The 17,940-nt window shown below is 62.4% G+C and carries 12 protein-coding genes; 3 read left to right on the top strand and 9 right to left on the bottom strand.

The window, feature by feature from the left end; all coding sequences use genetic code 11:
* The first annotated feature begins 59 nt into the window (after positions 1 to 59).
* The gene (locus tag BLW08_RS16545; RefSeq protein ID WP_090817135.1) at positions 60 to 1,112 is read left to right on the top strand and encodes a LacI family DNA-binding transcriptional regulator; all 1,053 of its coding nucleotides are present in this window, start codon (positions 60 to 62) and stop codon (positions 1,110 to 1,112) included.
* 170 nt (positions 1,113 to 1,282) lie between these two features.
* On the opposite strand, the gene BLW08_RS16540 is transcribed toward BLW08_RS16545, so the two are convergent.
* Genes BLW08_RS16540 through BLW08_RS16525 form a run of 4 tightly spaced genes read right to left on the bottom strand, consistent with a single transcriptional unit; the run spans position 1,283 to position 5,963 of the window.
* Complete coding sequence (locus tag BLW08_RS16540; protein ID WP_091326493.1) at positions 1,283 to 2,677, bottom strand: glycoside hydrolase family 32 protein; 1,395 nt, start codon at positions 2,675 to 2,677, stop codon at positions 1,283 to 1,285.
* A gap of 27 nt (positions 2,678 to 2,704) precedes the next feature.
* A complete protein-coding gene (locus BLW08_RS16535) occupies positions 2,705 to 3,577 on the bottom strand; it encodes a carbohydrate ABC transporter permease (RefSeq protein ID WP_091326491.1) in 873 nt (290 codons plus the stop codon).
* Between the two features lie 8 nt (positions 3,578 to 3,585).
* The gene (locus BLW08_RS16530) at positions 3,586 to 4,548 is read right to left on the bottom strand and encodes a carbohydrate ABC transporter permease (protein ID WP_091326489.1); all 963 of its coding nucleotides are present in this window, start codon (positions 4,546 to 4,548) and stop codon (positions 3,586 to 3,588) included.
* Positions 4,545 to 5,963 carry an extracellular solute-binding protein gene (locus tag BLW08_RS16525; RefSeq protein WP_091326487.1) on the bottom strand — a complete coding sequence of 473 codons (1,419 nt, stop codon included), beginning with the start codon at positions 5,961 to 5,963 and terminating at the stop codon, positions 4,545 to 4,547. The genes BLW08_RS16530 and BLW08_RS16525 overlap by 4 nt, the downstream gene beginning before the upstream one ends.
* 53 nt (positions 5,964 to 6,016) lie before the next feature.
* On the opposite strand from BLW08_RS16525, the gene BLW08_RS16520 reads away from it, so the two are divergent.
* On the top strand, positions 6,017 to 7,030 hold the full coding sequence (locus BLW08_RS16520) for a phosphatase PAP2 family protein (protein ID WP_091326485.1): 1,014 nt from the start codon (positions 6,017 to 6,019) through the stop codon (positions 7,028 to 7,030).
* A gap of 29 nt (positions 7,031 to 7,059) precedes the next feature.
* Here the strand turns inward: BLW08_RS16520 and BLW08_RS16515 are convergent, their stop codons facing one another.
* Positions 7,060 to 7,248 carry a hypothetical protein gene (locus BLW08_RS16515; protein ID WP_254779927.1) on the bottom strand — a complete coding sequence of 63 codons (189 nt, stop codon included), beginning with the start codon at positions 7,246 to 7,248 and terminating at the stop codon, positions 7,060 to 7,062.
* Positions 7,249 to 7,549: 301 nt separating this feature from the next.
* On the opposite strand from BLW08_RS16515, the gene BLW08_RS16510 reads away from it, so the two are divergent.
* The gene (locus tag BLW08_RS16510) at positions 7,550 to 8,899 is read left to right on the top strand and encodes an acyltransferase family protein (protein WP_091326482.1); all 1,350 of its coding nucleotides are present in this window, start codon (positions 7,550 to 7,552) and stop codon (positions 8,897 to 8,899) included.
* 96 nt (positions 8,900 to 8,995) lie between these two features.
* On the opposite strand, the gene BLW08_RS16505 is transcribed toward BLW08_RS16510, so the two are convergent.
* The 4 genes from BLW08_RS16505 to BLW08_RS23920 form a co-directional block, all read right to left on the bottom strand.
* Positions 8,996 to 11,767 carry a S8 family serine peptidase gene (locus tag BLW08_RS16505; RefSeq protein ID WP_254779925.1) on the bottom strand — a complete coding sequence of 924 codons (2,772 nt, stop codon included), beginning with the start codon at positions 11,765 to 11,767 and terminating at the stop codon, positions 8,996 to 8,998.
* Positions 11,768 to 12,006: 239 nt separating this feature from the next.
* Positions 12,007 to 14,823: a S8 family serine peptidase gene (locus tag BLW08_RS16500; protein ID WP_091326478.1), complete on the bottom strand. Its 2,817-nt coding sequence runs from the start codon at positions 14,821 to 14,823 to the stop codon at positions 12,007 to 12,009.
* 235 nt (positions 14,824 to 15,058) lie between these two features.
* The gene (locus BLW08_RS16495) at positions 15,059 to 16,276 is read right to left on the bottom strand and encodes an MFS transporter (protein ID WP_091326477.1); all 1,218 of its coding nucleotides are present in this window, start codon (positions 16,274 to 16,276) and stop codon (positions 15,059 to 15,061) included.
* 150 nt (positions 16,277 to 16,426) lie between these two features.
* Entirely contained in the window at positions 16,427 to 17,878 is a 1,452-nt protein-coding gene (locus BLW08_RS23920; protein WP_175538737.1) for a cell wall anchor protein, read from the bottom strand.
* Positions 17,879 to 17,940: the final 62 nt, after the last annotated feature.

Here is a 17,940-nt window from a genome sequence, read left to right as displayed (position 1 = left end):
CCCGGTTCCCTCACACGCGTTAGGTAGACTGCTGACAATAAAGGACGAAAGGACTGTCAATGAACCGCAAGGCCACCGCGCTGGATGTCGCCAAGAAGGCGGGTGTCTCCAGGAGTGCGGTCTCGCTGGTTTTGAACGGTCGTGGCGACGGGAACGTGGCCAAGGAGAGCCAGGACCGAATCCGGCAGGCGGCTGAGGAGCTCAATTACTCCCCCAATGCCATCGCCTTGAGCCTCCGAAATCAGCGGTCGCGCGTGATCGGCATCCTGTCCGACGAGGTGGTGGTCAGCCCCTTTGACGGCAACATCATCGGTGGCGCCGACGACGTTGCCCGCGCCCGCGGATTCGTCACCGTGGTCATGGACACTGAACGCGATACCGCCAGGGATGCGAGCGCCATCGAAACCCTCCTGGACCGGCAGGTTGATGGGCTCATGTACGTGACCGTGGGCCTGAAACCGATCGAGGTTCCGCACGGGATGCTGCGCGTCCCCTCGGTCCTGGCCAATTGCTACGACGAGCACCCCCAGCCGCAGTTGCGCCATGTGATTCCGGACGAGATCACCGGCGGCAGGGAGGCCACTGAGCACCTGCTGGAACTTGGCCACCAGGACATCGCGCTGCTTGCCGGGTTAGAGGATTCGCCCGCGGCCCCTCTGCGCGTTCAGGGTTACCGTGACGCGCACGCCGCGGCCGGGCTACCGGTCCTTGAGGACCGGATCTTCATGGCCGGCTGGGACATCGACGCCGGCTTCCGCGGCGCCATGAAAGTGCTCGACGGCGTGTCCCCCGCCGATCGGCCCACAGCCATCATGTGCGCGAACGATCGCCTGGCGGTGGGCGTAATCCTCGCCGCCGCGCGTCTTGGACTGAGAGTTCCTGAGGACCTGTCCATCATGGGCTACGACGACGAAACCCGGATCGCCGACACCATGGTTCCCTCCCTCACCACCATGGCGTTGCCCCTACGGGAAATCGGCCGTGCCGCAATGACCACGCTGCTGGACGCGATCGAGGGCACGGGCGAACCAAGACAAGAGACGCCGATCGAAACCATGGTCCCCTGCCGTCTCGTGGTGCGTGAGTCCACCGGCCCCGTGCCCACCCGCTGACACACGCCTTCGTTGTGAGGCCCGCTCTGCGCCCCAAAACAACCCGGAAAGACGCACAGCAGGCCCCACAACACACCCCACCCACGTTGTGAGGCCCACTCTGCGCCCGAAAACAACCCGGAAACACGCACAGCAGGCCCCGCAACGAAAGCACGACGCCGGCCTGCCGCCTAGGCCGGCAGGGTCAACTCCCACACGTCGGCAGTCGCGCCCGTGGGCAGGGTGAGCTGCCATTCCTCCCCCGGAGCAGGGTAGGCACGGAGCGTCGTGGCCACGGAGCCGGATCGGTACACCTCCACGAGGGATGCATCCAGGAAGATCCTCAGCTCCTCCCCGGCAGCCACTGACCCGGAGTAGACCACTTGAGCGTCGGCCCCCGATCCGAGTACCAGCTCCACGAGGCCTGACGTGGCGGCAGAACCCCGAACCAACACCTCGGCGAACCCCGGAACAATAATCGAACCGGCAACGCCCGAGGCCACAGCGGCACCCCGGTAGGCGTCAATTTCCGGCGCCGGAGAAACAGCGAGCGCCCCCTCAACCACGGTTAGAACGCGCGGATGCGTCAACACGCCCGCCCAGCCGGCCTGGTCGATTTCTTCCTGGGTGCGGCCACGGCGACCGTCCCGGCCGGGGCCCTCGTTTGCCCAACCCCACAGCAACGCCGCGGGCTCAGACCCCATCTCAGAATCGGAAACGAGGGCAGGAAGCTGCACGATCTGCGGGGCGTAAAAGTCACGGCCCAGATCGGACTTCCCGCCGGAGGAAGGCACAAATACCGGCAACCCTGAGACGGGATCCCCGGTCAAAGAACCGATCAGATGCCCCACACCGTTGGCGTGCTCGTGATCGTCACCGGAGAGCCACAGGGAGAACATCATCACCCATTCGCCCGAAGGCACCTGAACCAGCTGCGGGCACTCCCAGATCTCAGCCGGGGTGTGGGAAGCCGCCACAGGGTTGGCCGTGGTCAGCCAGATCCCTTCGTATTTCCAGTCGTTCATGTCCTCCACGGTGTACAGCAGCAGTGCAGCGCGCCCGTCGGCGAGGCCGGCGCCTTGCATGGCGTACCGACCACCGTTGAAGCGGAAGATGAAGGGGTCTCGCACGGCGGTCACCAAGGGGTCGTTAGGCATCGAGGCCGCAACATGCCCGTCTTGCTCCCATGTCACCAAGTCAGAGGAACCCCGGGCAATCACCACCTGCGAATGGCCGCCATGATCCTTGACTCCGGAGTACGCCGCCGTCGGCACCCCGTCATCAGTGGTCACCACTCCCGTCCAGCACCCGGCGGAATCGGGCCCGCCGTGCTGGGGCGAAAGCGCCACAGGGTGCTCTTCCCACCCCACCAGGTCCGGGGAGCTCACGTGGCCCCACATGATCTGCGAGTGCCGCGCGGAGAGGGGGTTGTACTGGAAGAACACGTGGTAGCGGCCGTTGATGAAGCTGACGCCGTTGGGATCGTTGATCCAGCCCTGCGCCGGACGCGGGTGGAAGCGCGGGAACGCGGGATCCGGGTGCGTCGCTGCCATAGCCAGCGAGTCAACAAGTGCAAGGTCCGTCATGGAAGCCCTTTCAGGGAGAAGAGAAGATTACTTACCCGTGCCTGCGGTGAGTCCGTCCTGCAGCGCACGCTGGCCGAACATGAACACCACCAGCGCGGGAATCATGGAGAGGACAACACCGGCCAGGACCACGGAGATACTTCCGGTGCCGAGGTTGCCTTGGAGCGAGACCAAGCCCAGGGGCAGGGTGAAGTTCTGCTCCGAGATGGTCATGATGAGTGGCCGGAAGAACTCGTTCCAGTGGAAGTTGAACGCCAGGATGCCCACGATCGCCAGGCCGGGCATGGCCAGCGGGGCGTACACGGAACGGAAAGTCCGCCACGGCGAGGCTCCGTCGATGGCAGCCGCTTCAGCGAGCTCGCCCGGCAACCCCATGAAGTACTGGCGCATCAGGAAGGTGCCGAACGCCGTCGGGATGGCCGGGATGATCAGTGCCAGCAGGGTGTCGGAGAGTCCCACGCCGCGGATCAACATGAAGACGGGCACAATCGTCACCTGAGCCGGGACCATCATGGTGGCCAGCACAATCGAGAACAGTGCACCGCGCCCCTTGAAGCGAAGATGCGCGAAAGCGTAGCCGGCCAGTGCTGCAGTGAGCATCTGCCCGACGGCGATCAGTCCGGTCACCAACGCACTGTTCACCACCAGGGCCACAATGTTGAGCTGCTTGAAGACCTGCGTGTAGGAGGTCAGGTCCGGGTTCAGCGGCAGGAACGCAGGCGGCAGTTTGAAGGATTCCGACGGCGGCCGCAAGGAGGTGGACAACGTCCACAAAACCGGCCCCAGGACAAAGACGGACGCGATCAGCAGGACGGCGACGCGCACGGCCACTGACCAATCGCGCTTCTTCCGCGTGACGATCGGCGCCGTGGTGGTGACACGTTCTTGAATGGTGGTCATGGCGGGCCTCACTGGTAGAAGACGAATCGTTTGCTGAGCCGGAACTGCGCGGCGGTGATGGCCATGATGATGAGCGTCAGGATCACGCCGATCGCCGAGGCCTGGCCGAACTCGAGGCGTTGGAACGCGGACTCGAAGATCACCATCACCGCTGTGCGCGTTGAGTCGCCGGGTCCGCCACGAGTGAGGACGTAGGGCTGGTCAAACACTTGAAGCGCGTTGATGATCGCCATCACCGAGGCCACCAGGGTGGTGGGGCTCAGGAGCGGCAGCGTGACGTAGAAGTGCTTGCGGAAACCGGTAGCGCCATCAATGGACGCGGCCTCGTAGGTCTCCACTGGGATCGAGGCCAGGCCGCCGATGAACAGCAGGAACGAGAACCCGAAGTTCTGCCACACGTACACAAGGATCACGACGGCGGCAGACCCACCTGGCGTCGTCAGCCACGGCACCGCGGGGATCCCCACCAGGGAGAGCATCCAATTCACGACGCCGAACTGCTCGTTGAAGAGGTAGCGCATGAAGATCGATACCGATGCTGCGGAGAGGATCAGCGGAAAGAAGAAGGCCGAGCGGAAGAACACCCGCAGCCAGGCGGGGAGCTTTTCCTGCACCATGATCGCCAAGCCCAGGGCCAAGCCCAGTTGCAGTGCCACGGCCACCACCACGAACACGATGGTGTTCAGGAACGAGACCCGCACCGTGGGGTCCTGGACTACCTCAGCAAAGTTGTCGAAGCCCACGAACGTCGGCGCGGAGATGATGTCCCACCGGAAGAACGCGAGCGCGATTGAAGCGACAATCGGCAGCAGGGTGAAGATGCCCATGCCCACGATGGTGGGTGCCAGGAAGGCCCAGGGCAGCCAGCGCTGCTGCACGCGCCCACGCTTGGAGGTTGTACCGCCTTTGTGGGCGGGTTTACGGCCCGGCTCGCTGCCCGTTCCAGTGGGCGTACTGGTTGCGGTGCTCATGGCTGCCTCCTCAGGGCAAGTTCAAGGTCACGCTGCATGGCAGTGAGCGCGTCCTTGAGTTGGCGCTCGTCGCCGCTCACAGCCAGGCTGACGTTTTTCATCAGGGCGGTCTCGACGGCGGCCTGCTGGGGTGGCGCCGGAATGGGACCTGTGGAGGGGAAACGGTCCAGGGTGTCGTAGAAGACCTTCCAGTTCCGCGGACCGGTTCCCGCGTAAAGCTGTTCGTTGACCATGGACCGCCGGGCAGGAGTCGTGTTCGGGGTAGGGAACACAATCTGCATGGCTTCAAGGCTGGAGCTGAACTTCACCCATTCCCAGGCGGCGTCCTTGTCCTTGGCGGTTTTCATGATCGCGTAGCCGGCTGTGCCGAACTGGTGCCGCTGGGTCCGCCATTTCGGGAAGAACTGGACGTCGAAGTCGTTCTCCGTCATGCCCGCCTCGTGGAGGCCTTGCACCCAATAGCCGCCCGCCGGCGTCGTACCTATCCTGCTGGAGGCGAAGAGGCCGATCAGCGCGCTTCCGCCTCCTTCCTCGGGCCGCACACCCAGCCCGTCCTTGACCAGTCCGCGGAGGTAGTCGAATGATTCGAAAACGCGGGGATCGTCGGCGTTGGGTTCGAGCCATTGGTAGCCGCCGGAGCGGAGGCTTCGCGAGGGATCGTTGGCGTAGAAGCCATCCCACAACCATTCGCCGCCCGGGGACTTGGTTTCCTTGAGGAAGCTGGTCTCGTTGGCGTACAGCCACGGCACCACTCCGCCGAAGAGGCGGTTGGTCCAGTAGTACGGAGTGAAATCGGCCGGTTTGGCCTTCTTCATGGCGGCGAGGGTGCTCCGGAAGTCGGTGTGCGTCCAGTCATCTGCAGGGCGTTCAAGCCCTGCCGCACGGAGGGAAGCGGTGTTGTAATACATGTTGGCCGCGTTCCAGTCGATGGGGAGCTGGAACAGGCTGCCTTTGTACATGAACGCTTCTACCAGGCTTGGATGAACGTCCTCGAAGTACTCCTTCATGTCCGCAGCATCGCGGCGCAGGTACTCATCCAGCGGGTGGGCAAGCTTTTCGGCGAACAGCTGGGCGCCTTCCGTGGCCACATACACCACGTCCGGCGGAGTGCCCGCGGCCACCATGGTGAGGATCTTGGTGAAGAAATCCTTCCAGTCCACGGCTTGGATGGCCTGAACCTTGACCTTGATTTCAGGGTGGACTTTGGCGAAGGCGTCAATGACCTTCTGGCGGGCGGCAGCGTCCGCGGCAGTGCCCATGATCGCGATGCTGAGGCTGTTGTCTCCCCGGCCCGGAATGTCTGCTCCGGTCAAGCGCGGCCACGACGCCGCGGTTACTCCAACAATCCCGGCGCCGAGGGCTGTGAGGGCACTTCTGCGTGTGAATTGACGCAAAGCCCCATTGGTTCCCGACATGTAGATTTCCTTCCCTAACACGTGTTAGGAAGCCTAATCCCGCCACCTAACACGTGTCAAGCGTCACAGGAATGTTGCACACGTCTCACCGGACCCCGCCACGCGAAGGCGATGCTCACACCAGCCATCCAGAGAACTGTGGCACCCTAGACAGAATGAGTTCCCAGCAATTCCGCACCAGCGGGAGGTCGAGCAAGCGGCCGCTTCAACGACGCGACGCAGGCGCCGGCACAGGTCTTTTGTTCGTCCTGGCCACCATCGCCAGCATCGTTGGCCTGGCCGCGACGTACTACTTCTTTGTGCGCACCACCATGGGGCAGTTCATCGACGAGTCAGCTCTCGTCGAAGCCACAGTGCTGAGCGGAACGGCCGGCAGGGCCTCCACCGAATTCCTGGACATGCTCCCCATGCTCTCGCTGGCGATCGCCACGGTGATGGTGCTCTTCGTGACCGTTGCACGGCGTCGCTGGAGGGCGGCGGGAATCGCCGTGGCCGCGTGCATCGCCGCCAACGCAGCCACCCAGATCCTCAAGTTCCTCATCCCGGACAGGCCCGATCGCGGCGTGCAGACCCTGGAATTGAACTCACTGCCGTCCGGGCACACCACGCTTGCCGCCTCCGCCGCAGCCGCCGTGTTCCTCATGGTGTCGCCGCGCTGGCGCCCCTTGGCAGGATTCCTCGGCAGCTCCTTTGCTGTGGCAACAGGCGTTTCCACGCTCATCAACCAATGGCACCGCCCGGCAGATGTTGTGGCGGCCTTCCTGGTAGTGGGTGCCGTCATGCTCCCTGCAGGCTGGCTCATCCTGCGCACCGGCAGCAGTTGGAACGTCTGGAAGGGATACGGCGAACACTGGGCCGCGTCCCGCATCTGGGTATGGCTCACAGTAGCCGCGCTGGTAATTGCGATCGCGGTGGCGGGCTACTCACTGATGCAGGTCATGCCTGGCTTGAGCACCGACAGCACCATCGATTACTTCTGGGCAGGGACCGCATTCATCGCCATCGCAGGCTATCTTTCAGCCCTTGGCGGGACATGGCTGTTCGGCTTGGCGGCGCGGAAGGCCTAGTGCCGCCAGAAGTCGACGGCGGTCCACCCTTAGTCTTCGGGGCCCACTGAGTCGAAGAACCGGGGAGCCTCCCCGGCGGTATCCCGACTCCCCCGGGCCTGCTCCTGAATGAAGAGGCGATCATCGGCGGTAAGCGACGTGCCGCCATGGATGTCCACGGCGCCGTCCTCACCCGTTTCTCCGTTGAAGATTGCCGTCATGGTCCGGGGCACAATCATGCTTCCCGGATTATCCATGAGCCACCGCTGAGTGTCCGGAGAAAGCTGAGTCCAAAATTCCCTGATGTGCATGATGATCAGCGCTGCCGTTCATTGATTGAGGGACTTGGAGGACTCCCACAATGCGCTGCAACAAACACTCGGGGCTTGGTACGGGGTCCTCTTTCTTCAGGCTACGCCCGACAGACCGATCGCGAGCCATAAAGAGCAACTTTTTCCAGGATGACGTCGACGATATGCCACGCATGCATTACAGTTAGTCCATTCGATGGACAAATAATGGCAAATCCCAGGAGTACCCATGTCTTCCACCCTTCGGCCCGATTCCACCAGCCGCACTGCGCTCACTGACGCCGTTCCCGCATCCCGCGACTTGGTGGTGGACTTCATTCGCGTCGCCTGCATGTTTGCTGTGGTGGCCGTCCACTTACTCATGATGGGCATCAGCGTGGACCAATCCGGCATCGGAGTGGGTAACCCGTTGACCTCCTTGAGCTGGTTCGCACAGGGAACCTGGTTTGGGCAGGTCATGCCGCTCTTCTTTGTGGTGGGTGGCTTCGCGTCGCTGACCTCGTGGCGCAGCTTGCAGCGCAAGGGCGGCGATGCCGGGGATTACCTACGGAACAGGGTTCTGCGACTGGTTCGTCCTACGGTGGCCCTGTACGTGTTCCTCGCCATAGCGTTGTGGTGCGCGACGGCGGCTGGTGTCCCGGGCGATCTGCTCGCAGTGATCGCTGCGGGCGCCGGAGTGCAGTTGTGGTTCCTCGCCGCCTACCTGATCTGTCAGGCCATGGTGCCCACTTTGGCCAAGCTCCACGGCCTGGCACCGTACCGGACCGTCGCAGCGCTGGCTGCGGGCGCCGTCGTCGTTGACGTTGTTCGCTTGGGTTTGGAGCGCAACCCCTGGGGCTTCGATTCAAACCCGATCGGGCTGCTGAACATGGTGTTCGTCTGGGGCTTGCTGCAGCAGCTCGGGTTCTTCTACGCTGACGGCTTCTTCGATCGGATTGCCCGGTGGAAGCTGATCCTGGCCGCGGTTGCTTGCTACATGACGCTGATTCCGCTCACCCACATGGGGCCCTACCCCGTGGATATGTTGACCAGCCAGAACCCACCCATGTTCCCGCTCATCCTGGTGGGTGTGGCCCACGTACTGCTGGTGAAGGCCGTGTACCCGGTCCTGCAGCGGTGTGTGCACGTTGGCTGGGTGCAGAAGGTGATGTTCGTGGTGGGCAGCAGGGCGATGACCATTTACCTGTGGCACCTGCCGTTGATCATCGCAATGTTCGGGATCGCGCTGGTCCTTCGGCTGCCGTTCCCTGAGCCGGCCAGCACCGAGTGGTGGCTCAGCAGGCCCCTGTTCTATGGTGCGGCCTGGGCCTTGGTGCTCCTGGTTTCAACCCCGCTGGTCCGCTTGGAACTGGCCAGTACTGCGTTGGCGCCAGGAGCTGCCCGGCCTGCCATGTGGCGCATCCTGATGGGGACAGCGTTGGCGATCATCCCGCCGTTCGTGGTGATGAGGCAGGCCCTGGACGTCGCCAATGCAACGTGGGGCTTGGTTCTTCTGGTCATTGCTGTAGCCCTGGTGACCGGCAAGGTTCCGGATCGCGCGTGGAAGACTCCAGTACCGGTGGGGCCTCGAGCGTCCTGATCTTCTTTGATGCCAAACGGCCGCGGAGCAACCTGATGAGGTTGCTCCGCGGCCGTTGCTGTGTCAAACAGGATCGTGGCGCTCCGGCCCTATCACCTAGGGCATGCGGTAGAGGAAGGCTGCCATCGCGTCACGGTTGATCGGAGACAACGCCCGGTAGGTGTAGGCGCCGTCTGACTCCAGCCAACCCGACGAGATCTTCTTGTCGGCCATCCACGCCATCTCCTTGTAGAACTGCTGAGTGGTGTACACATCCTGGAACGGCGAGGTTGTGGGAGCCTCGAAGTCCGGGCTGTTGGCCAAACGGTAGAGGAACGCTGCCATAGCGTCACGGTTGATCGGCGTCAGCGGCTTGTACGTGCGTGAGCCGTCACTTTCCGTCCAACCGGATGAGATGCCCGTTTCAGCCAGCCAGGACATCTCCTTATAGAACTGCTGCGTGGTCAGCACGTCCTTGAACGGGGACTTTACCGGCGGTGTGTACTCCGGCGAGCCAGCCATGCGATAGAGGAATGCGGCCATGGCGTCACGGTTGATGGGCGTCACCGGACGGTAGGTGACCGACTTATCTGTTTCAAGCCATCCCGTTGAGATCTTCCTGTCGGCAAGCCAGGACATTTCCTTATAGAACTGCTGGGTAGTGAGGACATCCTTGAACGGCGACGTGGCGGGGGCGGTGAAATCGGGACCCTTGGTGCTGAAGTATGCCGACCACCCCGAAGTGGCGCCGGCCTTCAGGAGGTACCCAGGCTTGGCCGTGGCTGTGACCGTCATCTGTCCCCTGGCGGGGTAGGTACCAGCCGCGACCGCCTTGCCGCTCACCTGATACTCCACACCGTTGGACTCGGGAATGGTGTACTTGTCGTCGCCCATGTAGGAATGATCCTCGAAAACGACCTGTGCGGGTGTAGCCGCTTTGTCGGCGCCAAGCACGTTGATGGTCGGGGCGCTCGTGGTCGACGTCGGTGCGTAAGCAGTCTTACTTCCGGACACTGTGACCCGCAGAGGCTTGCCCGCGTCTGCTTCCGTAACCTCGTACTCGGGGGCAGTGGCCCCTTCGATCGGGCTTTCGGCACGGCTCCATTGGTAGGTCAACTCGACCGGAGCCGGCTCCCACGTCCCTGTCTCTGCTTTCAGCACGCTTCCCACGTATGCGGGCCCGTCGATGACGGGAACACTGGCGTTGATGGTTCCCGGCCCCACTTTGGCCGTTGGCACCGAGGTCGCTGTGACTTCGTCAAAGTGAACTTTGTTAGCCGTGACTTTCACCGTCATTGCGGCGTTCAGGTCTCCCGGGACCACATTGTAGGAGGAACTCGTAGCGTCCGGGACGGGTACGCCATCCCGAAACCACTGGTACCCCCATCGAACAACATCATTACCTGCAGGTCCCCAGTTGCCTGGGAGCGCATACAAGACCGAGCCCACACTCAGATCACCACTGATGGTGGGAGGGACAGCCACCAAAGGGGTTGCATCCCACTCGGTTTCCCTCAGAGCCAACCTGGCGTCAACCACGTTCACCCGGCAGCTGAAGTAGGTGCATCCGAGGTCTTGGGCGGTCGTGATGAGTCGTCGTTCAATATCTGCGGGAGTGGAGGCCGGCATCCGCGCCAGCATGAGGGCAGCGACGCCCGCCACATGCGGAGCCGCCATGGATGTGCCTTCTTTGAGGTAGTAATCCTCGACGCCGGGTCGGTCCGTTCCGTTGTTCAGCGTGGACACGATGCCATCTACCGCTGCCTTGCTCATCTCGCCACCGGGAGCATAGAGATCCACGGATCCGAAGTTCGAGTAATCGGCTTTGGCATGTGTTCGTGTGCTGGCGGCTACGGTAATCACGTTTTGGCAGTTTGCCGGGCTGACCTGGGCGGCGTCCACGTTCTCGTTGCCAGCAGCAGCAACCACTACAGCTCCCTTGCTGCGTGCAAAGTTAATAGCGTTTTGGTACGTCGTGGAACATGTGGCCTTTCCGCCCAAACTCAAGTTGACCACCCGGGCGGGATTTGCGTTCGCGGGCACCCCGGTCACGGTTCCACCGACGGCCCATCGGATGCCGTCCGCGATGTCAGAGGTGTATCCCCCGCACGTTCCGATAGCCCGGATCGGGACAACTTTCGATTTCGGAGCGACGCCCGCAACACCCTTCCCGTTGTCAGCAACAGCGGCGATGATGCCTGCGACGTGCGTTCCGTGCCATGAGGACTTTGTCCCGGCCTCCCCAGCAGCGCACTGGCCATCAAAGGTTGTGTCACCCTCGTCCTGGGGGTTGGAGTCCCGGCCATCGCCGTCACGGGAAGTGTCGAGGTCCGCGATCATGTCATAACCCGGAAGGATGTTGGCATCGAGATCGGTGTGCTTGAGGATGCCGCTATCAATGACAGCAACCACGCTGCCTACACCTTCGCTGTAGTCCCAGGCACCAAGGATGTCGATTCCCGCGCTCCCGTCGCCAAGCGCCCACTGCATGTCGTAGTACGTGTCGTCCGGTGCGCTGGCGAATGACCTCATGATGACGTCCGGTTCGGCGTACTCCACGCTGGGGTCGGACTCCAGGGTTTCAATGACGTCACCGACCTCGTCCGCGGTAAGCTTCCGGTCCGTTTTGACCACCTGTTCGCCTGCGGCCGTGGTTCGAACGCTTTCAACCTGTCCGCCGAGATTATCGGCGATACGGTCCAGGGAACTACGGCGATCAGCAGACTGAATACCTGCACGCTCGTTGAACTTCACGATGAACTGATCGGTCGGTGCTGGCGCCGCAGAGACAGTTTCCGACAGCGGTGCAGCACTGGGCACGGGCTCATCGTCGGCAGCAGCAGCAGGAAGAGCCGGCAGCACGGCGCCGGCCATCGCGATTACGACCATCAGCAATACTCGAGAGCACACGCTGGCTCTCCGTCGGTTCTGCATAAACAGCGCCCTCTGCTCAAACGCCCCCAAGAGCGCGAAAAAATGGCCGCGAGTCTGCAGCCAGATTGAGTTTAGCCAGAGAGTCAAGATTCCTGCGAATTACCTGTGAGTCGTGTATCACATGCCCGGTAACGCCGAGGGCCGGCTGCAGAAAAGTCTGCAACCGGCCCCGGTTGATTTGTACTTTGGCGTCGCTACGGCATCCGGTAGAGGAAGGCTGCCATGGCATCGCGGTTGATGGGAGACAGCGGGCGGTAGGTGTACTGTCCGTCAGCCTCAAGCCAGCCCTTGGAGATCCCTTGTTCGTACATCCACGCCATTTCCTTATAGAACTGCGTTCCATAGGGCACGTCATAGAATGGCAGCCAATTCGGTGGCAAATAATCGGGCTTGTTCGCCAAGCGGTACAGGAAGGCAGCCATGGCGTCACGGTTGATGGGAGTCAAAGGTCGGTAGGTCCGTGACCCATCAGATTCCGTCCACCCCGATGAGATGCCTGTTTCGGCCAACCACGCCATTTCCTTGTAGAACTGCTGGGAGGTCAGCACATCCTTGAACGGGGACTTGGCCGGTGGCGTGTAGGCGGGCGAGCCCGCCATACGGTACAGGAACGCAGCCATCGCGTCACGATTGATCGGTGTCACGGGGCGGTAAGTCACGGACTTGTCCGTTTCTACCCAACCCGTGGAGATTTTCCGATCTGCCATCCACGCCATTTCCTTGTAGAACTGCTGGGAGGTCAGCACATCCTTGAACGGCGACTTGGCCGGAGGGGTGAAGGCTGGGCCTTTGGAGCTGAAGTACGCCAGCCATTCCGATGCTGCACCGTTAGCCAGTGCAAAGCCGTCCTTGATTTTGGCCGTGACCTTGATTTGGCCTCGGGCTGCATAAGTCCCGGCCACGACCGTTGTCCCCGAAATTTGATAATCAGTGCCCTCGGATTCCGGGATGGTGTATTTGTCGTCCGCCATATATGGGGCTTCTGCGAAGCCAACTGCCTTCGGTGTGACTGCCTTGTCTGCCGTCACCACGGTCTGCGTAGCAGCGCTGGTCTTCACCACGGTGCCGTAGGCCGGTTTTACGCCAGTTACCTTGACGGTCACTGTCTTACCGGCGTCTGCATCGGTAAGGGTGTAACCCGTCCCCGTGGCGCCAGGGATAGTGGCCCCGGCCCGATACCACTGGTACGAAAGTTCGACGGGTTCAGGTCCCCATGCTCCCGCGTCCATCGTCAGTGCATTGCCCACGTAGGCCGATCCGCTGATAGTGGGAACGTTTGAAGACAACGTGCCCGGCTTCACCGTGGCCGTCGGAGCTGAGGTGCCTGAGACCGTGGGGGTGAAATCCTTTTTGGCTGTAACAGTAAACGTGAGTGTCGAGCCCAAGTCTTCCGGCAAGAGCGTGTACGAGTAGTCGCTGGCGCCAGGAATAGCAACACCGTTACGGTTCCACTGATGGGTCCACTGCGTGAGGTGGTTGAAGGTCCAGTTGCCGATGTCGGTAGAGGTCAAGGTTTTCCCTACGAAGGGCTCACCCGTGATCACCGGGGTTCCACCAATAATCGGTTCAGCTTCCAGCTGTACGTCGCGAAGGGCACCTGTAGCGTTAATGAGCCCCGCACCACAACCGGTGCAGGTAGGCATTTTGGCTGTTGCCTTGAGCTTCGCTTCTACGTCCTCGGGCTTCAGGGCAGGCAGGACCGACAACATCATTGCAGCCACTCCCGCAACATGCGGTGCGGCCATGGACGTTCCAGCCTTGAGGTAGTAATCCTCCGTTGTAGCGCGGTCGGTGCCGTTGTTGAGCGTGGACACGATGCCGCCCAGAACGTCCACGCTCATGTCGCCGCCAGGCGCCATGACGTCGATGGCCGGCCCGTAGTTGGAGTAATAAGCCTTGAGCTCGTCTTTCGTGGTGGCGCCGATGTTAATGACGTTCCGGCAGTTGCCGGGGCTTACCAGGGACGCGTCGATGTTTTCATTGCCGGCAGATACCACCACCACCGCACCCTTGCCATGAGCGAAGTCCACGGCGTTCTGCATGGCGGTGGGACACGTGGATCGCCCACCAAGGCTGAGGTTGATGACCCGGGCAGGGTTTGCGTTCGCGGGGACACCGGTCACGGTTCCACCCGCGGCCCATATGATCGAGTCGACAATATCGGAGGTGTAGCCACCGCACGTGCCAATGGTTCGGATCGGCACAACCTTGGCTTTTGGCGCCACACCGGTGACGCCCTTTCCGTTGCCACCTACGGCCGCAACAATGCCGGCTACGTGGGTCCCGTGCCAAGAGGAAATATTGGCAGGCTCGCCCGGCGCGCACTGACCAGCGCCGGCGGCGTCTCCTTCGTCACGTGGGTTGGAGTCACGCCCGTTCCCATCGCGGGCGACCGCGGCGTCGTTGATCATGTCGTAGCCAGGGAGGACGTTTGCGTTCAGGTCGGAGTGGCTGAGAATCCCGCTGTCGATGACAGCGACTACGCTGCCCTCACCCTGATTGATGTCCCAAGCCATTGGCATGCGAATGCCGCCCCGTGTGTTGTCGCCCACACCCCACTGAAAATCAAAATAGGTATCGTTGGGCCGGACATCGTGGAGCCGCATGATCATGTCCGGTTCTGCGTATTCCACATTAGTATCCGCCGCCAGCGTGGCAGCCAACTCACCGGCTTCTTCGGCCCCAAGCTTTCGGTCGGTTTTGACTACTTCCTCGCCGGTGGCGGTGGTCCGTACGGCTTGGACAGGGACGCCAGCGGCACCGGCAGCCTGCCGAAGAGAAGATTGCCGGTCAACTGATTGGATGCCCGCTCGCTCTTTGAACTTCACGATGAACTGATCGGTGGGTATCACTGACGATTGCGTGGACGTCGACAACGGTGCCGCACTCGGCGCCGGTACTGGAACGTCATCCGCCGTCGCCGGCAACGCTGGCAGGCCAGCTCCGACCAACGCGATAACGCCTACAAGTAGTATTTGAGAGCGCACGCTGGCTCTCCGTCGGTTCTGCATAGACAGCGCCCTCTGCTCAAACGCCCCCAAGAGCGCGGAAAAATGGCCGCGAGTCTACGGCCAGCATGAGTTTAGCCACTCTCTGGAGTTTCCTGCGAATTTCCTGTGAGTCGTCTCTGGCGCCGGCCGGGGGTTCTTCATCGGGTTTGCCCGTCACAGGAGCCGATCCCAACCTATCGAGGTTTCAGAACGCCCTCAGTGGAATAAACAGGGTCAGAAACCTACGCAAAACAACTCAATAATTGCGCCGGTGCTTCAGCCTGGGAATCGCGACGGCGAACACCACCGCCGCTGCGAAGCCAAGTACGCCTGTGGCCCAGATGCCTGCGGACAGTGAAATGGCGGCCGTCAGTCCGGACAGGAGCACAGGCCCCCCGGTAGCGCCCGAGTCGGCGATGAAGCGCCAAATACCCAGGAAGTGGCTCCGCCCGTTGTCAGGCGAGAAGTCGGCGCCGAGAGTCATGATGAGCCCGGAGCTGATGCCGTTGCCGAAGCCGATCAGCAGGGCGACCAGCAGCAACGGCACGAACCCGCCAGTGAATGGGATCAGGATCAGTGCGCTCCCCATAATCACAGTGGACGGGATGGCCACCCACTGCCGCCCCTTCCTGTCCATGAGCTTTCCGGCAGGGTAGAACACCAGCATGTCGATCGCTCCGGAGAGACCGAAGAGTAGGGAAGCATGCGTCGCATCGAGGCCCAGGTGATCCGCCCACAACGGGATGACCACCTGACGCGAGGCTCGCAAAGCACTGAGCAGAAGGATGCCGAAACCTACAGACAGGAACACCCCCGCGTGGGATGACGCGACGCTCCGCAACGTGGACGCCGGAGGGCGCGGACCGCCGTCGGACGTGTCAGGGGCCACCAGGTCCGGGATGGTGAGCGACAAGGCCGCTGCCGCCATCATCCCCGCAAATCCAACCCAGTATGCCCCGCTGATTCCCGCGAACTGCATGACGCCGGCACCAACGAAGGGCCCAATGAAGATACCGATCCTGGTGACGCCGCCCAGCGTGGACAGTGCCCGGGCCCGGTAAAGAACAGGGACAGCTTCGGTGAGGAACTTTTGCCGTGCAAGGTTAAAGACGCTGGCCGACATCCCCACCAGGGTCATGGACGCCGCAAGCAACCAGAGCCCGTGCTCCATTTGAGGTGCGAAAGCTGCCGCACCTAACGCCATAGCGCCCAGGGCGCCCGCCCCGACGATCGACCATCGTTCGCCGAACTTCTCGGTGATGATTGACGCCGGAATGTTGAAGATCCAGGACCCCAGCCCGATCAGCGTCACGATCAAGGCGGAAACTGCCACGGACGCTCCGAGGTCACGTGCCGAGAGTGCGATGACCGGAAGGACCGCCCCTTCACCTATACAGAACAACAGTGCGGGCCCGAAGGCCGGCAATGCAACGCTGCGAAGGCTGAAGGCTTGATTCGTCTGGGTCTTGGTCATCCCTTTCATCCTAGGACTGCGGTAGCTGCAGTCGGGGCCAGCATTACGTTGTGCAATGCGCACCAGCGCACCAGTGGGTTCCGCAGTTGTTGCGGCTCCGGGATCCGAAGCCGCAACAGCTACATGCGAAGCGGGATTGCCTGCAGCCGACTACCGGCGGTTGGCTGCCGCCTTCCGTCGGCTACCTGCGGCCAGGAGCAGGCCCATCAGAACCATGGCGCCTGCCCAGACAACGAAGGTGCCGTTCAGCCCCGTATTGGCCAGTGAGCTTGAGCTCCCGACGGCGGTGGAGGCTGCCGCGGTCTTCGCACCCTGGGTGGAACTAAGGGTCACAACGGTGCCAGCTTGGGTGCCGACCCCTGCAGTGGTGCCGGTAACGGGAGCGTTGCCCCCAGCGTTAGGACCGCCGCCAGCAGGCGGGTTGACGGTCGGCGGATTCACCACGGGAGGCGTAACCACAGGCGGGTTCACCACCGGAGGCGTAACCACAGGCGGGTTCACTACCGGAGGCGTAACCACAGGCGGGTTCACTACCGGAGGCGTAACCACAGGCGGATTCACAACCGGTGGTGTAACGGTGCCGGCTGAGCCGCCTCCGACGCCCACTGACGTGGAACCGACAGTTACGGGAGCCGAAATCGGTATGACCAGCTGGGTTCCCGAGAGGAGTCCGTCGTTGCCGGAAGTGGTACTGCCACCCGTGGTGCCAGCAGGAGCAGCCCCACCGGAAGAACCAGTGCTCGTTGCGGAGGAATCACCCAACACACCTGCGGAAGTAGAACCCAGGTTCACTGGAGCCGTAATCGGAGCTACAACCTGCGTCCCGGAAGCTATGCCATCGGATCCACTCGTTGTAGCACCGGGCGTGGTACCAACAGGAGCCGCCGGAGCAGCACTACCGGACGTGGCTGCAGAATCTCCAGCCACACCCACAGCAGTGGCTCCGACATTAACAGGGACCACTATCGGAGCCACTACCTGAGCGCCGGATGCGATTGACTCTCCCCCCGACGTTGTTGCCTGCGCCGGCGCTTGAGCCGGTGCGGGAGCTGATGTTGCCGGCGTTGAGGTGGCAGATGAGTCACCCAGGACGCCCGCCGACGTCGACCCCACCGTGATGGGAACCGTCACGGGAGCGACCACTTGGGTTCCCGAGGCGATGCCGCCGGAACCGCTGGTCCCGGCTGCCGGCGTCGAACTTGTTGCCGCTGCTGGTGCGGCAGGTGTGGCTGGGCTCGCCACAGTGGAGCCCCCCAGCAGACCCACTGACGACGAGCCCAGGTTTATGGGCACCGAAACCGGGGCGACTACTTGCGTACCGGAAACGATGCTGTCGGAGCCGCTGGTGGTGGCAGCAGGTGCTTGGCCCGAACCTCCAGCAGTTGCCGGCGCGGACGTCGTAGCTGCTGAATCCCCCAACAGTCCCAGTGATGTGGCGCCGGTGGTGATAGGCGCCGATACAGGCGCAACCACCTGCGTTCCGGAAAGGAGCCCGTCCTTGCCGCTGGTAGTATCCGCGGCATTTGCCGCGGTTGCGCTGAGGACAATCATGCCCCCGGCAAAGCATGTGCCGATCAGGCACTTGCGAATGGTCGTGTTCATTGTGATCTTCTCCTGAAGGTCTTGTTCCCCGAGGCGTCCGTTGTCGGATCGCCTGAATTACC

This window comes from Arthrobacter sp. cf158 (assembly GCF_900106835.1).
GTDB lineage: Bacteria > Actinomycetota > Actinomycetes > Actinomycetales > Micrococcaceae > Arthrobacter.
This window is presented reverse-complemented; position numbering and strand designations above follow the sequence as displayed.

Coding starts and splice junctions, on each gene's coding strand:
- BLW08_RS23920 (WP_175538737.1), bottom strand. CDS start 17,878: ATGAACACGACCATTCGCAAGTGCCTGATCGGCACATGCTTTGCCGGG.
- BLW08_RS16500 (WP_091326478.1), bottom strand. CDS start 14,823: ATGCAGAACCGACGGAGAGCCAGCGTGCGCTCTCAAATACTACTTGTA.
- BLW08_RS16545 (WP_090817135.1), top strand. CDS start 60: ATGAACCGCAAGGCCACCGCGCTGGATGTCGCCAAGAAGGCGGGTGTC.
- BLW08_RS16495 (WP_091326477.1), bottom strand. CDS start 16,276: ATGACCAAGACCCAGACGAATCAAGCCTTCAGCCTTCGCAGCGTTGCA.
- BLW08_RS16525 (WP_091326487.1), bottom strand. CDS start 5,963: ATGTCGGGAACCAATGGGGCTTTGCGTCAATTCACACGCAGAAGTGCC.
- BLW08_RS16535 (WP_091326491.1), bottom strand. CDS start 3,577: ATGACCACCATTCAAGAACGTGTCACCACCACGGCGCCGATCGTCACG.
- BLW08_RS16515 (WP_254779927.1), bottom strand. CDS start 7,248: ATGATTGTGCCCCGGACCATGACGGCAATCTTCAACGGAGAAACGGGT.
- BLW08_RS16505 (WP_254779925.1), bottom strand. CDS start 11,767: ATGGTCGTAATCGCGATGGCCGGCGCCGTGCTGCCGGCTCTTCCTGCT.
- BLW08_RS16530 (WP_091326489.1), bottom strand. CDS start 4,548: ATGAGCACCGCAACCAGTACGCCCACTGGAACGGGCAGCGAGCCGGGC.
- BLW08_RS16540 (WP_091326493.1), bottom strand. CDS start 2,677: ATGACGGACCTTGCACTTGTTGACTCGCTGGCTATGGCAGCGACGCAC.
- BLW08_RS16510 (WP_091326482.1), top strand. CDS start 7,550: ATGTCTTCCACCCTTCGGCCCGATTCCACCAGCCGCACTGCGCTCACT.